This is a genomic window from Flavobacterium sp. W22_SRS_FK3 (assembly GCF_052113665.1).
Taxonomy (GTDB): Bacteria; Bacteroidota; Bacteroidia; order Flavobacteriales; family Flavobacteriaceae; genus Flavobacterium.
Genome location: NZ_JBGQOF010000006.1, coordinates 260,352 through 284,577, shown reverse-complemented (window position 1 = coordinate 284,577; position 24,226 = coordinate 260,352). Strand labels below are relative to the sequence as shown.

Below are 24,226 nucleotides of genomic sequence, written 5' to 3'. Positions count from 1 at the left end.
TTTTGAAAACTAATGCCATAGCCCCGATAGAAACGAAAATCCTTTTGTGCCGGCGTTCGGCGCAAAAGATTGAAGTGCATAGCGGGAATAAGCTCCTCATTATTCTTTGATAAAAACTACTCTTAATATATTACAATAAGATTCCACACCTTATATGTATAAAAAACAAAAACCGACAAGTTTAAAAAAAAATGTCGGGTCTTAAATTACTTTTCCAGAATTTAACTAATCGAATCGAATCGCTTTGACCGGAGAGATCTTCGTGATAATATAGGACGGAATTAATAATACCACGAAACAAATTACAATTGTCATTAAATTCAACAACAATACATAAAACCAATTTATATAAACTGGCGCCTGGTTGACATAGTAGTTTTCAGGATTTAATTGAACTATTCCGAATTGGTGCTGAATTAACAAGATTGAGATACCAATTAAGTTGCCCCAAAACAGCCCTCGTATTATAAGATAGAAAGCATTGTATAAAAATATTTTACGAACAATCCAGTTATTAGCTCCTAATGCTTTTAAAATTCCGATCATTTGTGTCCGCTCTAAAATAAGTACTAATAAAGCAACCACCATATTTATGGTTGCTACCAAAATCATAACTGCCAGAATAACGATGATGTTGAAATCAAAAAGCTGAAGCCAATCGAAAATATAACTGTATTTCTCAATTATAGTTTTTGTATCCAGACTTGAGGATGTTTGATTGTAAATTTGATCACCTGACCTTTTGATGTCCTTGAAATCTTTTACAAAAATTTCGAATGCACCAACTTGATCCGGTGACCATTTATTGATTCGTTGAATATGTCGAATATCTCCTATTATATATGTCGCATCAAAATTTTGGAAACCTGAATTAAAAATTGCTGTAATTTTGAATCGACGAATATTTGGCAGCTTGCCTTGTTCTTCTTTAATAAAAAAAGTATTAAAGTGGTCTCCAATTTTTAAATTTAATCGATCTGCAAGGAATTTAGATATTATAACATCTTCATTTAAATTTTTAGAGAAATCCGGTAATTTTCCTTCTACTAAATATTCCTTTAAATTGTTCCAGTCATAATCTGCTCCTACTCCTTTGAAAATAATTCCCTCAAAAGCATTTTCGGTTCTAATGATTCCAGCTTTGCTAGCGATTGCCTGAATATGACTAACTTCAGGAACTGATTTGAAATTGGGATAAAAATCCTGCTTCTTAGAAATCGGAACTAATGTTACATCTGAATTATTATTATCGTAATTCGAAATAATGATCTGACCATTGAATGCTGAAACTTTTTCTCGTATTTTTTGCTGTAAACCAATTCCGGTTGCAACAGACACTACCATCATAATAATACCAATAGCAATAGCCGAAATAGCAATTTTAATAATAGGTGCCGATATACTGCTTTTATACTCTTTGGCAGCAATAAGTCTCTTAGCTATAAAATATTCTGAATTCAATTTATGTGTGTCTTATTGGTTTACTAAGTCGGCTAATTTTATCATATTCAAAAATACATTTAAAAAAATAAAAACGAATTGTTCCTAAAAACAATTACAAATTATTTAAGTTTCTTATAAAGGCATTTTCTTTTTCATTTCTTCAACAATATTAAATGCTGCAGGACAAATCGCAACATTTTTCAAAGTCAGATCTGCAATTTGATGAAACTTTTTACGATCTGTATGTGGAAATTCTCTGCAAGCTTTTGGACGAACGTCATAAATCATGCAAGAATTTTCATCGTCAAGAAAAGTACAGGGAACACTTTTTAAAACATAATCTTTATCTTCATCAATTCGAAGATATTGATCAATGAATTGCTGTGGTTTTTGTCTGAAAGATTTTGAAATTCTTTCAATATCGGCCAAAGTAAATAGCGGCCCTGTTGTTTTGCAACAATTGGCACATTGTAAACAATCTGTTTTTTTAAATTCGGCATCATGCAAATCCTGCATAATGTAATCTAAATTTTTAGGCTGTTTCTTTTTCAGCTTATCAAAATACTTTTTGTTTTCGATATGCTTATCTTTGGCTAACTTATTTAAGTTATTTAAAATCTGTTTCAAGTTTACTATTTAAAGTTGATATGCAAAATTAAACAACTTTAAACTTGAAACCTTAATCTTTGAACTAAATTACAATGAAAGATCTTTTTGGAAAAGCTATGTTTGATTTTCAGACCAATAATTCGCCTGAAGATATTATTACGGAAACTTCTATCTCTGAAGAAGACGAAATGAGTGTCGATTATCTATTTCGCTCTTATAATGAAATGCCAAAAATCGAACAAAAAGCATTACAATTAGCCACGGGAAAAATATTGGATGTTGGCTGCGGAGCCGGAAGTCATAGTTTATCATTACAAAATGATCGAAATTTAGACGTTACTTCTATTGATATTTCTGAAAAAGCAATAGAGACTTGTAAACTTAGAGGTATCAAAAATGCAAAAGTTAAAAATATATTAGATTTCGAAGGAGAAAAATTTGACACCATTCTATTATTAATGAACGGCGTTGGCATTTTTGGAAAATTAGAAAACTGCAATAAGTTTTTTTCTAAATTAAAATCACTTTTAAATGAAGGCGGGCAAATTTTATTAGATAGTTCAGATATTATTTATATGTTTGACGAAGATGAAGATGGTGGAAAATGGATTTCATCTAATAATGATTATTATGGTGAGCTTGTTTTCAATATCTCTTATAAAGGAGAAAAAGAAGAGCCGTTTAATTGGTTATATCTAGACTATAACACACTTCAAAATGCCGCTATTGCAAATGGTTTAAAATGTGAGCTTATTTTAGAAGGTGCCCATTATGATTATTTAGCTAAACTTTCAATATAAATCCTTATTAATTCATGGAAAAATTAGATTTAGAAAAATTAAAATATCCGATTGGGAAATTTGAAACACCAACAATATATACATCAAAATATCTTTTAGATAAAATTGCCGAAATCGAATCTTTTGCTGAAAAACTAAAAAAAGCAACGCTTCATTTGAGTGACGAACAATTAGATACGTCTTATCGCCCAGGCGGATGGACAGTGCGTCAAGTAATTCATCATTGTGCAGAAAGCCACATGAATTGTTACATTAGAATCAAATGGACTTTAACAGAAAATAATCCTCTGATAAAAGCTTACAATGAAGTTTTGTGGTCAGATATGCCTGACAATTTAAAAATGCCAATTCAACATACACTTACATTACTGGAAGGACTGCATTTTCGATTAGGTTTTATTATGCGAAATTTATCTGAAAATGATCTTGAGAAATCATTCTTTCATCCTGAAAACAATTCCGAATATAAATTAAAAGAAATTATTAGTACTTATGCATGGCATGGAAATCACCACTTGGCACATATAACTACTTTAAAGAAGCATAAAAACTGGCAGTAAATATTTGTACGTTATTTACAAACGGCATACTAGGCCTTTAACCAAAAAAAATCTCTTCAATTTAAGAGATTTTTTTTTTGTTATGAAGCTATTAAGGAATATTCAAATATTTATGTGTCTGAAGTGAAACTCTCCATTTAGGATTATTCATTACATAATCAACAATTAATGGTGTCATTTCTTCTTTTTTACTCCATTCTGGCTGAAGAAACAATATTGCTTTATCATTTACCAATTCAGCTTGTTCTTCGGCAAAAATAAAATCATGTTTATTGTAAATAATAACCTTTAATTCGTGTGCATTATTATATACGGTTTGAGTTGGTAATTTGTTTTTTTTAGGCGAAAGACATATCCAATCCCAATATCCTGTTAACGGATAAGCTCCTGAAGTTTCTATATGAACTTTTAGATTTTTATTTTTTAACTCCTGAGTTAATAGCGTCATATCCCAAGTTAATGGTTCTCCACCAGTTATTACAACAGTATCTGCATAAGTTACGGCATTTTTCACAATTAAATCGACACTTGTTGGCGGATGTAATTCTGCATTCCAACTTTCCTTTACATCACACCAGTGACACCCTACATCACAGCCTCCAATACGTATAAAGTAAGCTGCAGTTCCTGTATGAAAACCTTCTCCCTGAATCGTATAAAACTCTTCCATTAAAGGCAACATTGCTCCTTTATTAACCGCTAATTGTATTTCTTTTGATAACATTATTTTATTTTAAAGTGCAAAGATAGTCAATTAAATACGGAACAAAAAAAGGCCAACAGTTCATTGACGAACTGTCGGCCTTATATTTATCTTAAAATTAAATTATTTTAAAGTTTTTACAGATTGAGAAGCATAAGAATTAGTGGGATCTATAGCTAAAGTCTTATTGAAATACTCAACCGCCTTAGCTTTGTCAGTATTGGCATAAGCAGCACCAATTGCGTTATAAGATTCAATGATTTTTTTCACAGTTGCAGGCTTAGCTAATTCTTCAGCACCTTTGGCTGTCATTTTAGCAACATACTCACTATAATTTTTAATAATCATATCATCCTTGTCTAACAAGCTGTTTATTCTGGCTTTATATATGTAAGCTTCATCATAAGTTGGAGAAGCTACTAAAATCTTATCAAAAGTTGCATCTGCATTTTGTAATGCAACAGCATTACGATTTTCTACTGGTTTACCTGCATTTCCAAAATAAACAGAAATTCCATAATATACAGCATCATCTAAGTAATTTTTAGATTCAGCGTTTGCTGCTCCAAGCTCAAAAATATCAGCGGCTTGTAAATATTGTCTTTTACCAAACAATTCTTTTCCAAAATCAGCAAGCTCTTCCACAACTAAAGGCTCTAATTCTATTGCCTTTTTTATATCTGCAAGCCCAGCATCAAAAGCAGCCTGATCAACTACTCCTTCAGCATTAGTTCCTTTTTTAATTTTGGCCATACCTAAATATAAATAATCTCTGCCAATTACTTTATTTGATGGCACTTTAATAAAATCTTCAATAGATTTGATTGCTACATCAACATTTCCATTCTCATAAGCTGCATACCCTAAATATCTATAAATTCTAGGATTTACTTTATCTTCAGCAATCATCTTATTTGCTACAACTTCTAAACTCTTGTAATCTTTTACTAAGATCAAGAAATCTGCATGTCGCATTTTAGAATCTAAAGAATAATCCGTCAAACTTAAGTATTTTTCATAATTTGTAATTGCATTTTGCAAGTTTACCTTTGAAGTAGAAGGCTTATTTCTTGCCCACTTGTAATAAGTTTCTGCCAACTCTCTGTAAACAGGTCCGTAATTTGCATTTAGAGCAATTACTTCATTAAAAGATTTAATAGCTTCATCGTATGATTTAGCACCTTTTAATAAAACTCCTAATTGCATTTTTGCTCTTAAAAGTGATGGATCGGCCGTAAATGCATCACGATACGCTTTATAAGCCTCGTTTTGATTATTTGCCCCATAATATGCATTACCTATTTCTAAAAGTGCAGTTGCATTTTGTGGTTCAATTGCTAAAGCACGTTTCAAAATAGCTATAGCGTTATTATAGTCAGGATTTTCAGAATTTATATAAGCTCTACCAATGTATATAAATTCTTCTACATCTTTACGTCTCATGTCTTTGGTTGCCAGACCAAAATTTGCCTGAGCACCCGCTGTATTTTTTTCGTTAAGATCAATTTGTCCTAATCCAATATAATTTAAGTTTTTTTCATCAGATGCCTCTAATCCATTTAGGTAATAGATTTTAGCTGAGTCAACAACACTTTCATTCAAATATATATTTCCTAAAACAAAGTTTGCTTCTCCATCGGAAGGTTTAGCACTTATGATTGATTTCAGCAATGATTTTGCCTTTTGAAATTGTTCAGCATCAATTGCTTTTTTAGCTTCCTTGATGTCTTGCGCTTTTGCAACAGAAGCTGAAGCAACTAAGGCAAGACTAAAAATTTTAAATTTATTCATCTTCATTGTAATTAATTTATTCTTTATCGTTTATAATTTTATTTCTAATTTGCAATTTTCTGCCAGGAGTCCGAATTGGCATCAATCCCGATTTTAAAACTATACGTTGTCCTATATCTCCAGCAATAAATGAAGCAAACCCCATTCCTAATCCTGAATATCCCTGACAATTAATGATATACAATTCACGTGCCAAAGGATATTTTTGCTCTGCGATGTCATTTTGTGTCGGGCTATAATATTCATTACTATTTAATCCTTTAACGCTTAAAACATTTATTTTATGAACAATGTCCTGCATTTCCGGAGAAGGCTGAGATAACCAATTAACACCTACTACTCCAATCATTCCATTATTTTCAGATACAAACTTAATTACTTCATTATTTGTTTTAAATGAGAAAACACCTTCTGAAGGAATCTCTTTAACATTAGCCAAATTTTTCATGAAACGCACCGTACTTGAATTTGGATTATCAAATACCAATCCTTTAATTTTAGGATTTACAATTCCTTTCATAAAATCGATTACTGTTTTCAACTCAATTAATGTATCATTACTGTCCTTATTAGAAATAAAAGCAATAGCATCAGTGGCAAATGGAGTAACTCTTGGATTAATTTTTAATTTCTCAAATTTGTTTTTTTCTTCCTGAGTTAAATCTCTGGCACTTATAACAACTTTGGTTTTCTTATTCAATAAATCATTAAATAACTCTGCTTCAGATTTGGCATTAACCGTAACTCTAGCACCATAATAAGTTCCTTCAAAAACAGCAATCTGATCATCCACAATTGGTTTAACAGTTTCATCAACTGTAATAGTTACAGATCCTTTTAAAATTGTTTCCTTCTCTGAATCCTTTTTACTTTTTTGGTTGCACATTGCAAACAAAAAAATAAAAACTATCAAACCCAAAATTTTAACATATTTTAACATCCCTATTCTGTATTAGAGTTTATTAATCTCAAAAATCGTATTCCCGAATATACTATTAGTAAAATCCCAAATGCATATCTGTAAACAGGATCCATGTTTAGCGGCAATTTCTTCCAAAACATAATCATCAACCCGAGTACAAGATAAATCAAAAAAAACAATATTCCTAAAACGAGAAGAAATCGCTCTTTGAGCGATTTCTTCTTAATATTATCAAGTAAATGCTTTAACATTATTCTGCAGATTGGATTGTAATAGGCAGTGAATAAAGTACTCTTACTTTTTTACCATTTTGCTCACCAGGAGTCCATCTCGGGCATTTTTTAAGTACTCTTACAGCTTCAGCTCCTGTTCCATACCCGATATCTCTTAAAACTTTAATATCAGTTAATGAACCGTCTTTTTCAACTACAAATGTCACATATACTTTACCCTTTAATCCCTCTTCTTCCGGAGTTCTGTAATTATTTCCTACGAATTTGTAGAATTTTTCCATTCCTCCAGGAAAATCTGGTTTTACTTCGATACCTGCTGTATTATATACATTGTTATCTTCCTGAACAATTTCAGCAACTGGTCCTTTGCCTACAGGCTCATCAACAGTTAAAACTGCATCCGGATCTCCTTTGATAGTTTCAGAACCAATTTTCTTCTCCTTTAGATCCACAATCTTTGGTGGCTCTTCAGTAATTTCTTCAGTTTTAGCAACAACAGGTTTCACAAATTTCACCTGATCCACTTTTGGAGGTGGCGGTGGTGGCGGTGGTAAATTTGGCTTCACAGGCTGTTTTGGCTTAGGAGGCAATTTTACCGTCGTAATTCTAATATCGTTATCTACTACATCTTCACCAGAATCTGGCAAAAGACCAGCAATAAGAGGAGCAGCAACAGCTAAGCTAAAAATAACAGAACCAATGATAAGTGCTCTTACCGTTGTTTTGGTATTTGATTTTCTTAACTCATATGCCCCGTATATCTTATTACGTCCTTCGAATACGATATCAAGCCACTGATTTTTTATAATATCTAATTTCATATTTCTTCATTATTAGGTTATTGACAAAACAGGATTAATCTTGTTTTTTCTCTAACAATTCTGTTTCCTTAGGTTGAAAATCATTAACAATTGCATAAGTTCCAACACCAGTAATAGCCATTTCATCTAAAATGTCTACTAAGTTTTTGTACTTGGATTTCTTACCTGGCTTGATGATTACAATGATTCCCTTCTCTTTATCTCCTGTATATTCAATTACAGATTTTTTGCGAGCCAGTAATTCTTTACGAATTCCATCTTTTCCATAAGCGATATCTTTAGGGCCGGCTATAGGAGCCTCCAACAACCCCATGTAATAAACAAGCTTGTTGTCTTCTCCCATCATAACGGTCATAGTTCGTTTCTCATCAACTTTTATGTCCTTATTTTTGGTCTCATCCTCATCTTTATCTGGCAAACCCAAGCTCATCGATTGAGGTTTTGACAACGTTGTGGTCAACATAAAGAATGTGATCAATAAGAAAGCTAAATCTACCATTGCCGTTAAATCGACTTTAGAGTTTTGCTTTTTACTTCTTACTTTACCACCTTTTCCGCCACCACCGTCGCCGGTATTTAATTCAGCCATTTTAGTGTATATTTTTTAATTAAAAGTCTTTTCCTCTCATACCTGTAACCAAGTTAAAGGTATTGATTTTTTGATCTTGCAGGATATCCATAATTCTTTTGATTTGTGGATAATCTTCTTTAGCATCTCCTTTAATGGCAATTTGCAATTCTTTGTCATCAAGATCAATCGCAGCTCTTCTTGAAACCAAAAGCCATTCTTTTAATTGATTATCTAAAGAATCAATTGGAATTCCAGGCTGATTTGCTTTGGTTCTGTCAGCAGCCTTCATATCGATGATTTGCTTTAGATTTGCAAGCGGCACACCAAAGTCGTCCATTAGTGCAAATTTCGCTTTATCTTCTTCTGAAAAAGGCACTCCTAATTTTTCACCCATTCCTTCAAGAGTTTTTTTACGTATCTCTCTTCCTTTAATGTCAAAAAACACTTTGCTTTTCCCGTCTTTTCCTTTTCCAATTGTAATAATAGCCAAATCAGAATCCGGCAATTTAGTCTGTACAGTAGATGATGGTGTATCAACAGGAAGTGCTTCTGGCACTTTAGCGGTAGCGGTCAAAATAAAGAACGTAAGCAAAAGGAACGCAACATCACACATGGCAGTCATATCTGTCGATGTTGACTTTTTTTTCATTTTTATTTTAGCCATTCTCTTTTTATTTTATTTTGATAATTAATTTTATTATTAATTTCAAAAATTAATTATTGTTTCAAACTTCCTCTGAATCTTCTGTAAGTATTTACAATAGTAGTACCAGCCTCATCGATAGAGTACGTTAAATCGTCAATTTTAGCAGTAAAGAAGTTATAAGAAACAATAGCTAAGATAGACGTAGAGATACCTGTTGCCGTATTGATAAGTGCCTCAGAAATACCTGTTGCAAGAGCAGCCTGATCTGGAGTTCCAGCAGAAGCTAACGCACCAAACGCTTTAATCATACCTGATACAGTTCCTAATAACCCACCTAAAGTCCCTAATGATACTAAAGAAGAAATAATAGTCATATTTTTTTCTAACATTGGCATTTCTAATGAAGTTGCCTCTTCGATTTCTTTGTGAATTACTTCTGATGCTTCCTCACTGTTGAACCCTTCTTTTTTAACATCTTGGTATTTAATCAAAGCAGATTTAATTGCATTTGCAACTGAACCTTGTTGTTTGTCACATGAAGCGATAGCAGCCTCGATGTTTCCTTCTTTAATGCTTCCCTGAACATTTTTCATGAATGTATCTAAATTAGCTTTTCCAGCTGCTTTTGAGATAACGAAAAATCTCTCAATAGAAAAAACAACAACCATTAAAAACATACCTAATAAAACCGGTACAATGAAACCTCCTTTATATACTTGCCCTAAAGTATTTATTGGATGACCTGTCTCTGGATTACCTCCTTCAAAGTTAGCAGGAGCTCCCATAACGAATTGCCAGATTAACCAACCAACAAAAACACATGCTACAATAATGATTCCTGAAACCATTCCTCCTCCATTCGAAGTGCTTTCTTTTTTAACTTTAACGTTTGCCATTTTTTTTAATTTTAATAGTTTTAAATAATTTTTATTTTTAGTTATATTTAACTTGTAGAGGAGCAAATTTATACGTTTAGTTTAAATAAAAAAACTTTTTTTAATTTAATTGAAGGAAATTTAACTTGAATTTAAAAAAGTTCTCATTAAATTGCTCACAACCTTTTTTTAATAAGACAAAAAAAGAGTTAATTTATGCAAAAATTACAACGTTTTAGTAAATATTCAAATATTCCTTTGTTATCTTCTTAAAAAGATGCGAAATTATTTTTTATATTATTTTCAGTTAAAAAAGGTGGATTTCCTGTTAAAATGAACCATTTAAAACTGTTCAAAACCTAAGCAAAACTCTTATAATCATCTAAATTACGAATAAAATATGAATAAAAAAGACAATTTCATTCAGGATATAAACAAAGGATATTCATCTAAAGGCGACAGCATTGTTTTAGGGGGTGCAATCCTTGACGGAGAAGCGGTAGCTGAAGCTCATGTAAAAATCCCGTTAAAAACCTTAAATCGCCATGGACTTATTGCAGGCGCTACCGGAACAGGCAAAACAAAAACAATTCAGGTTTTTTCAGAACAGCTTTCGAATGCCGGAATTCCAGTTTTGATGATGGACATAAAAGGAGATTTTAGCGGTATTGCAAAAGAAGGAAAAGAAGAGGGTTTTATTACAGAACGACACGCAAAAATAAACGTGCCGTATAACACAGCTTCCTTTCCTGTCGAATTAATGTCATTATCTAAGCAAAACGGTGTTCGTTTGCGCGCAACCGTTTCAGAGTTTGGCCCGGTACTGTTTTCAAGAATTTTAGATTTAAATGACACTCAATCCGGAGTGGTTGCAGTAATCTTCAAATATTGCGATGACAACAAAATGCCTTTGTTAGATTTAAAAGATATCAAAAAAGTCATCAATTATATTACTGAAGAAGGCAAGAAAGAAATTGAAGAAAACTATGGTAAAATATCCACTTCAACAACGGGAACTATTTTAAGAAAAATAATCGAATTAGAGCAACAGGGAGGTGATTTGTTTTTTGGAGAAATGTCTTTTGAAATTGATGATTTGATGCGAATCGATGAAAATGGTAAAGGTTATGTAAACATCATCCGCCTGACGGATATTCAGGATAAACCAAAATTATTCTCTACATTCATGCTGAGTCTATTGGCTGAAATCTATCAGCAAATGCCTGAAAAAGGAGATGCTGAACAGCCTGAATTGGTCATTTTTATTGACGAAGCACATTTGATTTTCAACGAAGCCAGCAAAGCCTTATTAGAACAAATTGAAACCATTGTAAAACTAATTCGTTCAAAAGGCGTAGGTGTTTATTTTGTAACCCAAAACCCAATGGATGTTCCGAGTGGTGTTTTGGCACAGCTAGGATTAAAAATTCAGCATGCATTAAGGGCTTTTACTGCAAATGATCGTCAGGCAATTAAAAAAACGGCTGATAATTACCCAACTTCTCAATATTATAAAACCGATGAATTACTGACCAACTTAGGAATTGGAGAAGCTTTAGTAACTGCTTTGAACGAAAAAGGAATCCCAACACCTTTGGTTGCTACCATGATGCGTGCTCCACAAAGCCGAATGGACATTTTAACTGCAAATGAAATTGAAGTCATTAACAGCAAATCCAAATTAGTTAAAAAATACAGCGAAGAAATTGATCGTGAAAGTGCCTACGAAATTCTAAACAAAAAAATTAATGAGGCAGCACAAGTGGCTGCCGAGCAAAAAGAAAAAGCGCCAAAAAGATCATCAAAATCAGAACCTACCACAGCCAGCGTAGTTGGAAAATCGGTTTTGAAAGTAGTGACCAGCGCCACCTTTATAAGAGGTGTTTTTGGTGTTCTAACCAAAATCTTCAAGAAATAAAAAAATCACAATATCAATGTCAAAAATTAATTACGATTGCAGTTATTAATTTTGACATTGGTATTTATTCATTTTTCAACAATGCCAGAATCTTATTTTCAATTTCTGGTGTATTCCAGATACTTTCTATATTATCGATTTTCAGAATCTTTTCCATAATCGCGTTTTGAAAATCACCAATTGCCAAGGCTTCCGTATAAGGTCTGTCGCTAAAAGTAACACGACTATAAAGCGGAATCCATTTATCAGGATATCTATCAGAAAATGCTTTTTCAATTTTCTTTTGTAGTAAAAACTTTTCATCAGCCGTTTTAGTACTCATTTCCATAAAATTACGGTATGAAAGTTCTGCAATCGCATCTGCGTTTGGCTTGCGTGAAATTTGATATTCAGAGAAAATTTTTTTCCAGTCATTACCATATTTTTCGATCATTTCGCTTAAAACCGTAATATCTTCAAAGCCGGCATTCATACCTTGACCATAAAACGGAACAATAGCATGACAGGCATCACCAATTAAGGCGATTTTATCTTCGTATGTCCATGGAAAACATTTCATGGTTACCAAAGTACTGGTTGGATTTTTAAAGAAATCTTCAGCCAGCTTCGGAATGACTTCAATTGAATCCGGGAAATTTTTCTCAAAAAAATCTTCCACCATTTTTCGATCTGTTAACGAAGCAAATGAATTTTCTCCTTCAAAAGGCATAAACAAAGTACAGGTAAAACTTCCATCTAAATTAGGAAGCGCAATCAACATATATTCACCACGAGGCCAAATATGAAAAGAATATTTATCCAGTTTATGTGATCCATCAGCATTTGCAGGAATATTCAATTCCTTGTAACCCAAATTCAAAAACTCCTGCGAATAATTAAACATACTTTGGCGCTGCATTCTGTGGCGAATTCTCGAGAAAGCTCCGTCAGCACCAAAAACCATATCATATTTTTTCTCTTCCCATTCCCCTCTTTCTGTTTCGCCAATATGCAAAGTTGCATCACTCAGCGTTACATCCCAGATTTTCTGTTCAAACAAAAACTCTGCTCCTGCTTCTTCAGCAAGATCAATCATTTTCCGGTTTAAAGTTCCTCTGGAAATCGAATAAATCGACTCGCCTTCCTGCCCGTAGTTCTGAAAATTGAGTTTATCGACCAAATGAATAGCGCGTTTATCCATTGGAATAGCGATTTCGCGAACCGAATCACCAACTTTAACAGCATCAAGCGCTTTCCAGCCTCTATTTGACATGGCCAGATTAATGGAACGCCCCGAAAAATTTATTTTGCGAATATCAGGACTACGATCATAAACATGAACGGTGTGACCTGCTTTTTTAAGATAAATTGCCAATAATGATCCTACCAATCCAGAACCTACAACGGCAATTTTTAGTGAAGTTTGCATCAAGAAAAATCTAAATATAAGGCCGTAAAAATAAGTAATAAATATACAAGAGCTTACAAATAAACCAAATATTTACCTTTTATACCTTTATTTATAGGGCATGACCCGCCGAAAAAAGCGGGTCGGGCTTTCGGCTATATCTTTTACTCCGTTTCTCTCCGTAAAAGGATACCGCCTCTATCCCTCATGCACACACGTTTTTGATTAGAATCCTATTGTTTTTGATACCATTAAAAATCTTCATCTTAAAAAAACTGATTGCTATTGAAACCAAAAACTGAATTAATCGTCTAACATTTTAAGCCGTAGATTTTATTTATGAAAAAGGCGTGATTAGACATAAGTATTTAAAAATCTAAACTATTATAGTGTTTCAATCATCAATCAAAATCAGTTATTAATTCAAAACATCAATTATCATGAAAAAAACAATTAAACTAATCTTTCTGTGTGCAATTATACAGCTTTTTGCAGTAAACATTTTTGCTCAGGACAAATCAAAACAAATTGACAAGCTTTTAAGCAAATACAATGAATATGGGCTTTTTAATGGTTCGGCTTTAGTTGCTGAAAACGGAAAAGTTATTTTTAAAAAAGGCTTTGGTTTTGCAAATATGGAATGGAATATTCAAAATCAAACAGACACTAAATTCAGATTAGGTTCTATCAGCAAGCAATTTACCGCATTCTTAATTGTAAAATTGTCCGAAGATGGAAAATTAAAACTTGATATTCCTATCACAACTTATTTACCGGATTATTCAAAAGCAAATGGTGATAAAATAACGATTCATAATTTGTTAACACACACATCAGGAATACCAAATTATACGGATGCCCCGGATTTCTTTAAAGATAAAAGCAGAAATCCATACACTCCTGATGAGTTTGTAAAAACCTTTGAAAAACTGCCTCTTCAGTTTACGCCAGGCGAAAAATTTAGTTATAGTAATTCAGGTTATTTTTTATTGGGCTACATAATTGAAAAAGTTTCAGGCAAATCATATGAACAATATCTACAGGAAACTATTCTTACCCCTTTAAAAATGATTAATACAGGTTACGATCATAGCTATAGCGTGTTAAAAAACAGAGCTTCAGGTTATGAAAAGAAAGGAAAAACCATTCAGAATGCTCCATATATAGACATGAGTATTCCGTATGCAGCCGGTTCATTATATTCTACTGTTGAAGATTTATATCTTTGGGATAAATCACTATATACAAATCAATTGCTTTCTGAAAAATCTATGGATTTATTATTTACACCATACATCAATACAGGCGGAAATGATTTCTATGGTTATGGCTGGACTATAAAAGAGGCTTACAATAACAGTAAAAACAAAATAAAAGTAATTGAACATGGCGGCGGAATAAACGGCTTCAACACCATTATTTCACGCATTCCTGCAGACAAAGATTTGGTCGTTTTATTAAATAACACTGGCGGAACAGTCCTGAACGAAATGAACGATGCAATCCGCTCCATTTTATACAACCAACCTTTTGATCAGCCTAAAAGGTCATTAGCGCTTGAACTACTGGACGTTTTTACAATAAAAGGCAGCCTAACAGGATTGGATACTTATAAAAAACTTAAAAACGATCCAACATATAATATTAAGGAAGGAGACATGAATAGAGTCGGATACTTATTATTAATGGGAGGAAAAAAGAAAGAAGCGATCGAAATCTTCAAAATCAATGTAGAAAATTTTCCTAAATCAGGAAACGCATATGATAGTTTGGGAGAAGCTTATTTAGCCGATGGTGATACAAAACTTGCCATTGAAAATTATTCAAAATCCGTTGAGCTTGATCCGACAAACGAAAATGGAAAGAAAATTTTAGCAGAAATTTCAAAACAATAACTCAAAAAAGAACCGTTATACCATTAATTACTCCGATAATGTGGTTTTAAATACATTCTCGGAGTTTTTATTTTAAATATAAACTTCAAATTAAAATAATAACTAAAGTATACGTAATTTTTATCTTACGAACTGCATTAGTATAATAAATAGAATGGCTATTTTTTATTTAAAAAGTCCTTTTTTTGATTGCCTGTTTAGAACAAAAAATACTATTTTAGCATTCCTCAAAAAATAATATTAAAACCCTAAATCAACCTATGAAAAATTTAAAAAGGCATTCTCTTTTGATTTTATCCCTATTAATGTTTATTCCATATATTGGTGCTTCTCAACAATATTCAACACCAGTACAAATGCCAACCCAACAAAATGCCATTATTGTAAATGATATTATCGAAGCGACTAATTACAAAACTTTTTTTGTTGATTATTGCCTTAACAAAATAAACGAAACTGCGAGCAAAGAAAAATGGAATGAGCAAAAAACAAAGGAAATAACGGAAACTGTAAATTTTAGAAATTTCAGGGATGCTGTTTACAATCTGTTTGCATTTCATGACGAGATAGAATTAGAAACGCTTTTAAAAACATATAAAAAAGACAAAATATATCAAACCACAAATATAATGACGACCAATAAGGCGCTTAATATTAATCTTGATATTTATGCCAGGGATATTGTGAAGGGAAAATACATTCCAAATAAGTGATAAGATTTTAAAACCTTTGAATTCTCAATTATTAAAGAATCCCGATTCTACAAAATTAAAATTGTACAATCGGTTTTTTATAAAAAGCATTACTAAAGAACAAATTGACATAATAAAAACTAATTTAGCCTAATTCGAAAACTCGTCTTTATGAAGAAAAAATTACTTTATTTTTTTATTTTTTTAATCTGCTCAAATTTATTTTCACAAGAACTGAGTTTTACATCAGGTCCAGTTGGTTATGGTACTAATGCTAATGCAGATGATAATGTTCTGGTTCCGTTTTTTAATGATCAATCCTATATTTATTGCTCTACGCAAAAAGTATATTCAACAAATCCAGTTACAAAAAGAGGAATTATCGTTAGAGTTAACATCTCTGACGGAACCCAATATATTTACCCCGAAGATGTTTTTTTACCAGCAAGCGCCGGATTCAATGCAAAAAAATTAAATAATTCCATCTTTTTTGAGATGGGAATCCGTCTTATAAGATTAGATTTAACAACAAATAAACTATCAACGGTTTCTTATGATACTGAAGATTATGCTGTATTTGACCATTATTTAATTTATGAAAACTCTAATTATTCCGGGCTTTATATTTACGATTTGAATACTAGTGCTACAACACAGATATTCTCTCCCAACAATAGAAGCTTCTATCGTCTTGGGGCAACTTACTATGATAATACTACTAAAGCATTATACTTCAGAAGCCAATATATAACAACTGGTGTTTATTATGGTTTTTATAAATACATACCTTCTACTAAAGCTATAACAGAAATTGTAGGGAGGAATGTAGTAACTGGTTCTGAAATTTATCAACAAAGAGATGAAATTGCCAAAGTAAATGAGAATTTAGTTTTCCTAATGAAGGATACAGATTATAAACTAAAATATTTTTCTGTAAACCTAACTACAGGCACACTTAACAGCTCCTTTACTTTTAATACCAATACAATTTATGACATTTCTGTTAATGATTTGATGGTTTTTGATAACACTGTTTATCTGACCACTGACAAAGTTTATACTTCTGATGGAGTTTTAACACCAATTGAGACTAATTACCAGTCTTTTTTCGAATATAGCAGCGGCTACTCAATTGACATTGTCTATTTTAATAATGAAGCATATCTTCAGCAGAACAGTAGTCAATATGGCTCAGAACTCTTTAAATACAATCCGATACTTCATCAAAAAGAATTGGTAAAAGATATCACAGTTGGCACAGGACACTCATTTGTATCCAATATCAGTGGAGGATATTTGTATAAAAACAGACTTTTATATGTTGTAAATACTGGCCCTTTAGCCTATTCCATTTATGCGACAGATGGAAGTTCAGATGGAACAGTCGGTATTATTGGAAATGATAAATTCGTCACAATGGGCAGGCTTCTTACAGATGATGACAATTCTAACATCTACTTTTATGGTGATGATGGCACGAAAAAAGGATTATTTACCTTAAAATATAATTTTCTTTCGACTGAAGATTTTTCTAAAGATAAAAAAATAACCTTTTATCCAAATCCTGCCAAATCGGATATAAACTTCACAGAAACAATGTTGGAAATTAAAGTGATCGATTTAAACGGAAAGATTCTAAAAACAGCAAAAAACACCAATAGCTTATCAATCGAAAATTTATCAAAAGGTGTTTATTTACTTGAAATCAAAACTTTGAATGAAGAAAAAAACATATCAAAAATGATAAAAATCTAAATAAGCTTAAAAAACACAAAAAAACCACTATTAAATAAAAACTCCGATACTACAAATTTTAAACTTGTAATATCGGAGTTTTTAATTCTAAATTTTTTCAACTCTAAACCTAATTAGAAGGTTTAAAAACCAATTTAGTCGAAGTTTTGATAATCTCTTCTTTATTCAGTTTCATCTTCCTGAATTTCCCGGCATTAAACATTTCTGCCTGATCACAATAATGTTTGCTGAATGGATTACCAGATTGTCCAGTTGGTAAAACACTCCAGCTGTTTTCTATATCCGAGAAATCGACAATTCTTCTCGTTGACGGACCTCCTTTTACGTAATATTTACCTTCAGCATTATATCCAAAAAACTGATTGTTAATCACTTCATTTGATCCAGGAGCGCCAAATGGTCCAACATTAAATAATCTTCGTAAAGCCGCAACTTTTCCTAACGGATGCTCATGCTCTACCGTATGTACTTTATCCCAGGTCCAGCCATAAACTGAATTGCCAAGCTGCTTTTTTAGTGCTGTTATGGCTTCATGAAATGATTTGGATACAATTTGGTTTCTGGTTTCTTTTATATCTTTGGTATTAACATTATCCCACCAAACCGAATTTTCATTTACAATTTGTCTGGCAATAATCTGTTTTCCTAAACTAACTCCCAGAAATAGATTAAAATTATCAGAACCCATTTCGTCTTCAAATGTATTTTTAAGATATAAATAAATCCATTTGTTGTAAATCGTTGGCGCAACATCTTCCAGATTGTTAGTTCCTTTCCAGGATTTCAAAACTGCTATTGCCTCTTTTTCCTCTTTTGAAAATGAAGCATTATTTAAATTTGAAATCAGATTTCGGACAACTTCCGGCGAAACATCCGACATATTATCGTAAATCATTTTGCTTATTGCTTCTTTATCCCAATCCGATTTTGCATCCATTAAACCTGAAATTCTTTTAGCGCGATCTTCCGGTAAATAATATCCCGGATACAGATAACCATCAACGGCTTCCGGCTGGTTATTGGCTGAATAAACATAACCCCATTTTGGATTTTCAGCTGATGGATTTTTCGAAAAATCTAAATATTCAACAATATCGTCTTTTCCGGTTGAACCATCCAGAATCAAATGCGAATTTACACCTTTGTTATGTTTATACAATTTTCCGGTTGCCCACCATGCCACATTTCCTTTTGCATCGCCATACATAACATTGAGTCCAGGAGCAGCAACCAACTGAACTGCTTTTCTAAATTCTTCTTTACTGTTTGCATGCGAAAGTCCATAGACAGCATCCAGAATCTGAATAGGCTGTTGCGTATATGTCCACATCATCGCAATTGGATGTTTAGAATCTAATCTTTCAAGCAAATCATTCACAATAGGACCATGCCGGCTTGATTTCACTGTGAGCACAACATCCAAAGTATCTTTTACTTTAATCGTCTTCTTTCTGATTTCGTAATTCGCAAAACCTGTTGGTGTCTTATATTGATTTTGATCTTGAGCATTATTTTTTTCCTGATAAAAATCGATATCATCATTTTCAAACATCGTTAAACCATAAGCATAATTACGATTGTGCGCCAATAACGGAAAAGGCGTTCCGGCCAGATAACAGCCATATAATTCATGATGCGGAGTTACGATGTGTGCTTCATACCAGGTTGCAGGCTGAGAAAAACCAATGTGAGGATCATTTGCAAAAATCACTTTTCCGCTTTTGGTTTTATTTGTCCCAACAACCCAGCTGTTGCTTCCAACAAATGGCGGTATTGGCGAATTATCCAATAAGGTAGCAACTGATTTTGAAATCGCTGTATATTCTTCAATATTTTCTTTTGAACTTTTAATTTGTGTGGTATTGAACTCTCCTTCAATTCCTAAATCTTTCAAATATTCGGCACCATATTTATTTCGGATATCAGTCAGTAACGGATCTGTTTTTTGAGCCATTGCAAAACTAAAAGACATGTATCCGAAAATATTATAAACATCTTTTATGGTAAATTTTTCTTTTTTGACTCCAACCAAAGTAAATTCAATTGGTGTTACTCCTTCTTCCAGAAATTGGTTTATCCCGTCTAAATAAGCTAATGTTAATTGATAACTAGGACTATTTTTATCGAGTTTTGCAATGGCTTTTGCCGAAGCTTCCTCAATACCGATTCCGGAGAAAAACATATCATTTTTCAGGGCTACAGAACCAAAAATTTCTGACAATCTTCCCGGTGCAATTCTACGAAGCAATTCCATCTGCCACAACCTTTCCTGTGCATGAACATAACCTAAAGCAGTCATGGCATCTTTTTCTGAATTGGCATAAATATGGGGTACCCCAAAATCATCAAAATACACGTTAGTTTCTTTTTGCAGGTTTTTTAGTTTTACTTCTCCTTCATAGTTAGGTTTCAAGTGAAAAATATAAGCACATAAAACGATTCCCAAAAGAATAATAAACACGAATAAAACAAACAGAACTTTTTTTATTTTTCTCATAATCAAAAGATAAACGACTAAAATGATTTGGCAATAATGTAACTTAAAGAGATAATCATATAAGAAACATCGCTTTTTAAAGCCTAAATTTATGTATTTAAAATTAATACGATAAATGTCAATCTATAAAAAAACAGGAATCGGTGTAATTTCAATCTTTCTTTTTGTGATTTTAATTAATATTGGTCTCAATTGGTGGATTAAAAAGCAATTACCGATTATTATTCACGAGAAAAACAAGACTGCTTATAATATCAATTACGAAAAAATAGAAGTTTCGCTTTTTTCACGAAACATCTATGCAACTACATTACTTGTGCATCCAAAGAATGAGCCGGAAGACAGCAAAAACGGACTCTTCTCTAAAATAGAATCGATTACAATTGAACATTTTAATATCTGGGATTTGGCTTTTAATGATATCATTCAGGCCGAAAGTATCATTATTAATAAACCACGCGTTATTTTATACAAAAAAGGCGAAAGACTGATCAATGATCGTAAAAGTATTAACAAAAAAATTATTGATCCTTTTAGAAAAATTGTTTCGGTTTCGAATATTTATTTAAATGATGCAACAGTAGATGTTATTTCTCTGGACAATGACAAAACTATTTTAAGTGTCAAAAAAATCATTTTAAAATTAGAAGGTATTTTAATAACAGATGCAACCCTGAAAGAAAAAATTCCAATACAATACAAAACCTATGCATTAGTTATCGATAGCTTATTTTATAGGCCAAATTCTTTTTATCATATTAACATTGGCAAAATAAGTACTGAAAAGACCTTTTTAAAAATCAACAATTTCTCTAATATTCCTCAATTCAACCGTCGTGAATTCACGAAACGCTTAGAAAAAGAAAAGGATATCTACACATTGAAATTTGATTCTGCTCACGTATCAAAAATGGATTGGGGGTTTAAAAACGACCGCTTTTTCTTCATGGCAAATTCAATTGTAATCAATCATTTTGACGCCAATATTTACCGCGGAAAAATGCCAAAAGACGATTTAAGCAAAAAATATCTGTACAATCATTTATTGCGAAATATTAAATTTCCACTTCAAATTGATACGTTGCAGGTTTTGAAATCAAAATTGGTTTATGAAGAAGAAATTGATTTTTCTAAAGGGCCGGGAGTATTAAATTTCGATAAATTTAATCTGCAGGCAACTAATCTCCAGAGTGGCTTTGGCTTGAAAAAGACCGCTGATGTTAAAATCAAGGTAAATTGTATCTTCATGAAAACCTCTCCTTTAGATGTAGACTGGAATTTTAATGTTTTAGATAAGAAAGACAGTTTTCATATTCAGGGGGTAATTTCAAACTTTGATGTTGCAGCAATGAAAAGATTCAGCAAACCTTATATGAATGCATCTTTTAACGGAGTTTTTAATAAATATCGCTTTAACTTTTATGGTAATGATGTTATTTCAAAAGGAAATGCTTCTTTAGATTACGAGGATCTTAAAGTAAAATTATACAAAAAGAAAAATCCTGAAAAAGAAGCGAAACTAAAATCAGCAGTTGTCAATTTATTAGTCAAAAATGATTCAAAAGAAAAAGCAAAAACTGCCGATGTTGAAGTGGAACGCATTCCAGAAAAATCGTTTTACAACTTTTTATGGCGCAGCATAGCCGAATCTTTGAAGAAGATTTTGATTTAGAGATTTCAAACCATTACAAACCTGACAAATATCAGGTTTAAAGAAAATGTTTTTTTCAATCTTTGTTTTTATTTAATCGAAAACAAATGACAAAGAAACCTTTACACACTTTTCATATTCCTGTAATGGGGCTCGCCTATACAATTGATACGCCAATTCGGGTAGCACAATACGGCATTTCATCTGTAATTTCAATAGCCGATGACGATTTAATTGAGAAAATGCGTAATTTTTACAGTATCAAGTTTAATCTTCCGTATGAAGAAATAACTCAGAAATTTCACGATTACCGCGCTGAAAGAATCACATCTTACTTAAATTTAGTTGATAAAATCGTAAAACAGAAGTTTGAAAATTTTAAAACAGAAATAGCTGACAGTAAAACTGCCTTAGAAAAATTTATTTCAATGCTGCCCAATAGTTCCGACATCAAAAAGGGTTTTGAAAATTTACTCGATGATGGAATTGCTTTCAAAGACAATATTCAGAATTACATTGAATCTCATCTTTTTTCTGGAGAAATTGACGTAAATATTATGACGAAATTAGACAAAGATAATTTTGTCAAAAACAAACAGCTCGCTGCGTCATTTAATGACGCCCATGCTGCCTTAAGAGGTTTTACTAACAGCAATCTCGAATCCTCGGTTGTATTATCAGCAGGAATGAATCCGAGACTTTACAGTTATTTTGAAAACTTCAGTGATTTCTTTCCGAATGAAAATTATAAACTCAAAAAGAAAATTATTTTAAAAGTAAGTGATTTTCGATCAGCTATGATTCAGGGCAATTTTTTAGCCAAAAAGGGACTTTGGGTTTCTGAATACCGAATTGAATCCGGATTAAATTGCGGTGGACATGCTTTCGCAACTGACGGACTTTTATTAGGTACAATTCTGGAAGAATTTAAAATAAAAAAAGAGCAATTAATTCAGTCTTCTCATGAATTAATGACAAAAGCACTACAACAAAAAGACCAATATTATCCTGCTCAGCCATTAGATTTAAAAATTACCGTTCAGGGTGGTGTAGGAACGGCTGAAGAGCACCAGTTTTTATTAGACACTTACAAAATTGATTCTGTTGGCTGGGGATCTCCTTTTTTATTAGTTTCAGAAGCCACTACTGTCGATAAGGAAACCCGGAATTTATTGATAAATGCCAAAGAAGAAGATTTGTATCTAAGTCATATTTCACCTTTAGGAGTTCCGTTTAATACTTTGAAAGGAACTACAAATGAAATTTTGAAACAAAAACGAATTCAGGAAAACAAGGCCGGAAGTTCCTGTCCAAAGAAATTCCTCGCATTAAGCAAAGAATATGGTTCAGATGGAATCTGTACTGCTTCAAAAAAATATCAGGATATTAAATTGGGCGAATTAGAAAAACTGAAAGATTCACTTTCATCTGATATTTTTGAAAACGAAAAAACTAAAATTACAGAGAAATCATGTTTATGTGTTGGTTTAGCAAATGCTTCTTATCTTGAAAATGATATTAAAATAAAGGGACAAGCGCAGGGAGTTGTTATATGTCCAGGACCCAACATGGCTTATTTTGATCAGGAAGTTTCTTTGAAAGATATGCTGCAGCATATTTACGGAAATAAGACAATTCTGAGAACTAATAATCGTCCTAATTTATTTGTGAAAGAGCTAAAGATGTACGTCGAATATTTTAGAAATGAAATTGAAACAATTTCCGGCGAAATTACCGCAAACCAGCTTAGAAAATGGAATACTTTTAAAACAAATATTATAGAAGGAATTGAATATTATCAAAATCTGTTTTCATCAACTTTATATTTTAAAACCGATGAAGACAGCATCAAAAAACAATTCGAATTTTATAAATCAGAAATAAATTCAATTCAACTATCAAGGTTAAAAATAGCGTAAATAACAAACCCCAATTTTATTTCTAAATTGGGGTTTGTTATTTATTGTATTTAGAATAAAAATCTATTCATTTTTCTTTTTACTGCCATCAATAATAGCTCCTGTTCCGGCTCCAACTCCAGCTCCGGCTAAACCGCCAATAATGGCTCCTTCCCCTTTTTTCTTACTGACTGCCGCTCCTGTTATTGCTCCAACTCCCGCACCAATCACTGCGCCTTTTGCTGTTGAACTCCAGCCTTTCTTTTTTGTCGTTGTGGTTGTAGTTGCAGTACCATTACTTTCCTGTTGGTGTACAACTACTACTTTTTGTTCTTCAGCTTTTTGTTGTTCTTGCTGCAAATTAGCCATTTCTGTTTTCATAGAATCAATTACTCTTTGTTTATTAATTTCAACTTTCATTGAGTCAATACTGGCTTGTTTTGCTTTATCAATATCCGCCTTTCCCTGATTTTGACAAGATAGAACGGTTAAAGCTAATAGTAAAGAATATAATGCTTTCATGATTGTAATATTAAATAAAGTTATACTACAAAGTAAA

21 protein-coding genes are annotated in these 24,226 nt (G+C 32.3%); 8 read left to right on the top strand and 13 right to left on the bottom strand.

The features are described 5' to 3' along the window. Positions 1–225 precede the first annotated feature (225 nt). Together ACEN2I_RS08475 and ACEN2I_RS08470 are read right to left on the bottom strand one after the other, a co-directional pair. The gene (locus tag ACEN2I_RS08475) at positions 226–1,461 is read right to left on the bottom strand and encodes an ABC transporter permease (protein ID WP_441765662.1); all 1,236 of its coding nucleotides are present in this window, start codon (positions 1,459–1,461) and stop codon (positions 226–228) included. A 114-nt stretch (positions 1,462–1,575) separates the two neighbouring features. Then, a complete protein-coding gene (locus ACEN2I_RS08470; protein ID WP_441765661.1) occupies positions 1,576–2,070 on the bottom strand; it encodes a YkgJ family cysteine cluster protein in 495 nt (164 codons plus the stop codon). A gap of 74 nt (positions 2,071–2,144) precedes the next feature. Here ACEN2I_RS08470 and ACEN2I_RS08465 point away from each other — a divergent pair, with 74 nt between their 5' ends. Together ACEN2I_RS08465 and ACEN2I_RS08460 are read left to right on the top strand one after the other, a co-directional pair. Continuing rightward, positions 2,145–2,852: a class I SAM-dependent methyltransferase gene (locus ACEN2I_RS08465; protein ID WP_441765660.1), complete on the top strand. Its 708-nt coding sequence runs from the start codon at positions 2,145–2,147 to the stop codon at positions 2,850–2,852. A 14-nt stretch (positions 2,853–2,866) separates the two neighbouring features. Further along, a complete protein-coding gene (locus tag ACEN2I_RS08460; protein ID WP_441765659.1) occupies positions 2,867–3,412 on the top strand; it encodes a YfiT family bacillithiol transferase in 546 nt (181 codons plus the stop codon). 91 nt (positions 3,413–3,503) lie between these two features. On the opposite strand, the gene ACEN2I_RS08455 is transcribed toward ACEN2I_RS08460, so the two are convergent. The 8 genes from ACEN2I_RS08455 to ACEN2I_RS08420 all read right to left on the bottom strand — a co-directional run bounded on the left by ACEN2I_RS08455 (position 3,504) and on the right by ACEN2I_RS08420 (position 9,995). Next, positions 3,504–4,136 carry a 7-carboxy-7-deazaguanine synthase QueE gene (locus tag ACEN2I_RS08455; RefSeq protein WP_441765658.1) on the bottom strand — a complete coding sequence of 211 codons (633 nt, stop codon included), beginning with the start codon at positions 4,134–4,136 and terminating at the stop codon, positions 3,504–3,506. 102 nt (positions 4,137–4,238) lie between these two features. Beyond that, entirely contained in the window at positions 4,239–5,906 is a 1,668-nt protein-coding gene (locus ACEN2I_RS08450; protein ID WP_441765657.1) for a tetratricopeptide repeat protein, read from the bottom strand. A 16-nt stretch (positions 5,907–5,922) separates the two neighbouring features. Further along, positions 5,923–6,846 carry a PstS family phosphate ABC transporter substrate-binding protein gene (locus tag ACEN2I_RS08445; protein ID WP_441765656.1) on the bottom strand — a complete coding sequence of 308 codons (924 nt, stop codon included), beginning with the start codon at positions 6,844–6,846 and terminating at the stop codon, positions 5,923–5,925. A 2-nt stretch (positions 6,847–6,848) separates the two neighbouring features. After that, positions 6,849–7,079, bottom strand: a complete 231-nt coding sequence (locus ACEN2I_RS08440; protein WP_441765655.1) for a hypothetical protein — start codon at positions 7,077–7,079, stop codon at positions 6,849–6,851. Next, positions 7,079–7,882, bottom strand: a complete 804-nt coding sequence (locus ACEN2I_RS08435) for an energy transducer TonB (RefSeq protein WP_441765654.1) — start codon at positions 7,880–7,882, stop codon at positions 7,079–7,081. The genes ACEN2I_RS08440 and ACEN2I_RS08435 overlap by 1 nt, the downstream gene beginning before the upstream one ends. A gap of 34 nt (positions 7,883–7,916) precedes the next feature. Beyond that, complete coding sequence (locus ACEN2I_RS08430) at positions 7,917–8,471, bottom strand: ExbD/TolR family protein (RefSeq protein ID WP_441765653.1); 555 nt, start codon at positions 8,469–8,471, stop codon at positions 7,917–7,919. A gap of 19 nt (positions 8,472–8,490) precedes the next feature. Next, a complete protein-coding gene (locus ACEN2I_RS08425; RefSeq protein WP_441765652.1) occupies positions 8,491–9,117 on the bottom strand; it encodes an ExbD/TolR family protein in 627 nt (208 codons plus the stop codon). Between the two features lie 53 nt (positions 9,118–9,170). Further along, a complete protein-coding gene (locus ACEN2I_RS08420; protein ID WP_441765651.1) occupies positions 9,171–9,995 on the bottom strand; it encodes a MotA/TolQ/ExbB proton channel family protein in 825 nt (274 codons plus the stop codon). Between the two features lie 379 nt (positions 9,996–10,374). Between ACEN2I_RS08420 and ACEN2I_RS08415 the strand changes: the two genes are divergently transcribed. Further along, a complete protein-coding gene (locus tag ACEN2I_RS08415; protein WP_441765650.1) occupies positions 10,375–11,892 on the top strand; it encodes a helicase HerA-like domain-containing protein in 1,518 nt (505 codons plus the stop codon). 64 nt (positions 11,893–11,956) lie between these two features. Here ACEN2I_RS08415 and ACEN2I_RS08410 read toward each other — a convergent pair whose 3' ends face one another. Next, positions 11,957–13,300 carry an FAD-dependent oxidoreductase gene (locus ACEN2I_RS08410; RefSeq protein WP_441765649.1) on the bottom strand — a complete coding sequence of 448 codons (1,344 nt, stop codon included), beginning with the start codon at positions 13,298–13,300 and terminating at the stop codon, positions 11,957–11,959. A 419-nt stretch (positions 13,301–13,719) separates the two neighbouring features. Between ACEN2I_RS08410 and ACEN2I_RS08405 the strand changes: the two genes are divergently transcribed. The 3 genes from ACEN2I_RS08405 to ACEN2I_RS08395 all read left to right on the top strand — a co-directional run bounded on the left by ACEN2I_RS08405 (position 13,720) and on the right by ACEN2I_RS08395 (position 17,621). Beyond that, positions 13,720–15,174, top strand: coding sequence for a serine hydrolase (locus ACEN2I_RS08405; protein WP_441765648.1), 1,455 nt, complete (start codon positions 13,720–13,722; stop codon positions 15,172–15,174). Positions 15,175–15,434: 260 nt separating this feature from the next. Next, complete coding sequence (locus ACEN2I_RS08400; protein ID WP_441765647.1) at positions 15,435–15,887, top strand: hypothetical protein; 453 nt, start codon at positions 15,435–15,437, stop codon at positions 15,885–15,887. Positions 15,888–16,037: 150 nt separating this feature from the next. Continuing rightward, on the top strand, positions 16,038–17,621 hold the full coding sequence (locus ACEN2I_RS08395; protein WP_441765646.1) for a T9SS type A sorting domain-containing protein: 1,584 nt from the start codon (positions 16,038–16,040) through the stop codon (positions 17,619–17,621). 109 nt (positions 17,622–17,730) lie between these two features. Here the strand turns inward: ACEN2I_RS08395 and ACEN2I_RS08390 are convergent, their stop codons facing one another. Next, the gene (locus tag ACEN2I_RS08390; protein ID WP_441765645.1) at positions 17,731–20,118 is read right to left on the bottom strand and encodes a penicillin acylase family protein; all 2,388 of its coding nucleotides are present in this window, start codon (positions 20,116–20,118) and stop codon (positions 17,731–17,733) included. Between the two features lie 115 nt (positions 20,119–20,233). On the opposite strand from ACEN2I_RS08390, the gene ACEN2I_RS08385 reads away from it, so the two are divergent. Both ACEN2I_RS08385 and ACEN2I_RS08380 read left to right on the top strand, forming a co-directional pair. Continuing rightward, positions 20,234–21,790 carry a hypothetical protein gene (locus ACEN2I_RS08385; protein ID WP_441765644.1) on the top strand — a complete coding sequence of 519 codons (1,557 nt, stop codon included), beginning with the start codon at positions 20,234–20,236 and terminating at the stop codon, positions 21,788–21,790. Between the two features lie 86 nt (positions 21,791–21,876). Beyond that, positions 21,877–23,688, top strand: a complete 1,812-nt coding sequence (locus tag ACEN2I_RS08380) for a hypothetical protein (protein WP_441765643.1) — start codon at positions 21,877–21,879, stop codon at positions 23,686–23,688. Positions 23,689–23,751: 63 nt separating this feature from the next. On the opposite strand, the gene ACEN2I_RS08375 is transcribed toward ACEN2I_RS08380, so the two are convergent. Further along, positions 23,752–24,189 carry a YMGG-like glycine zipper-containing protein gene (locus ACEN2I_RS08375; RefSeq protein WP_441765642.1) on the bottom strand — a complete coding sequence of 146 codons (438 nt, stop codon included), beginning with the start codon at positions 24,187–24,189 and terminating at the stop codon, positions 23,752–23,754. Between the last annotated feature and the right edge of the window lie 37 nt (positions 24,190–24,226).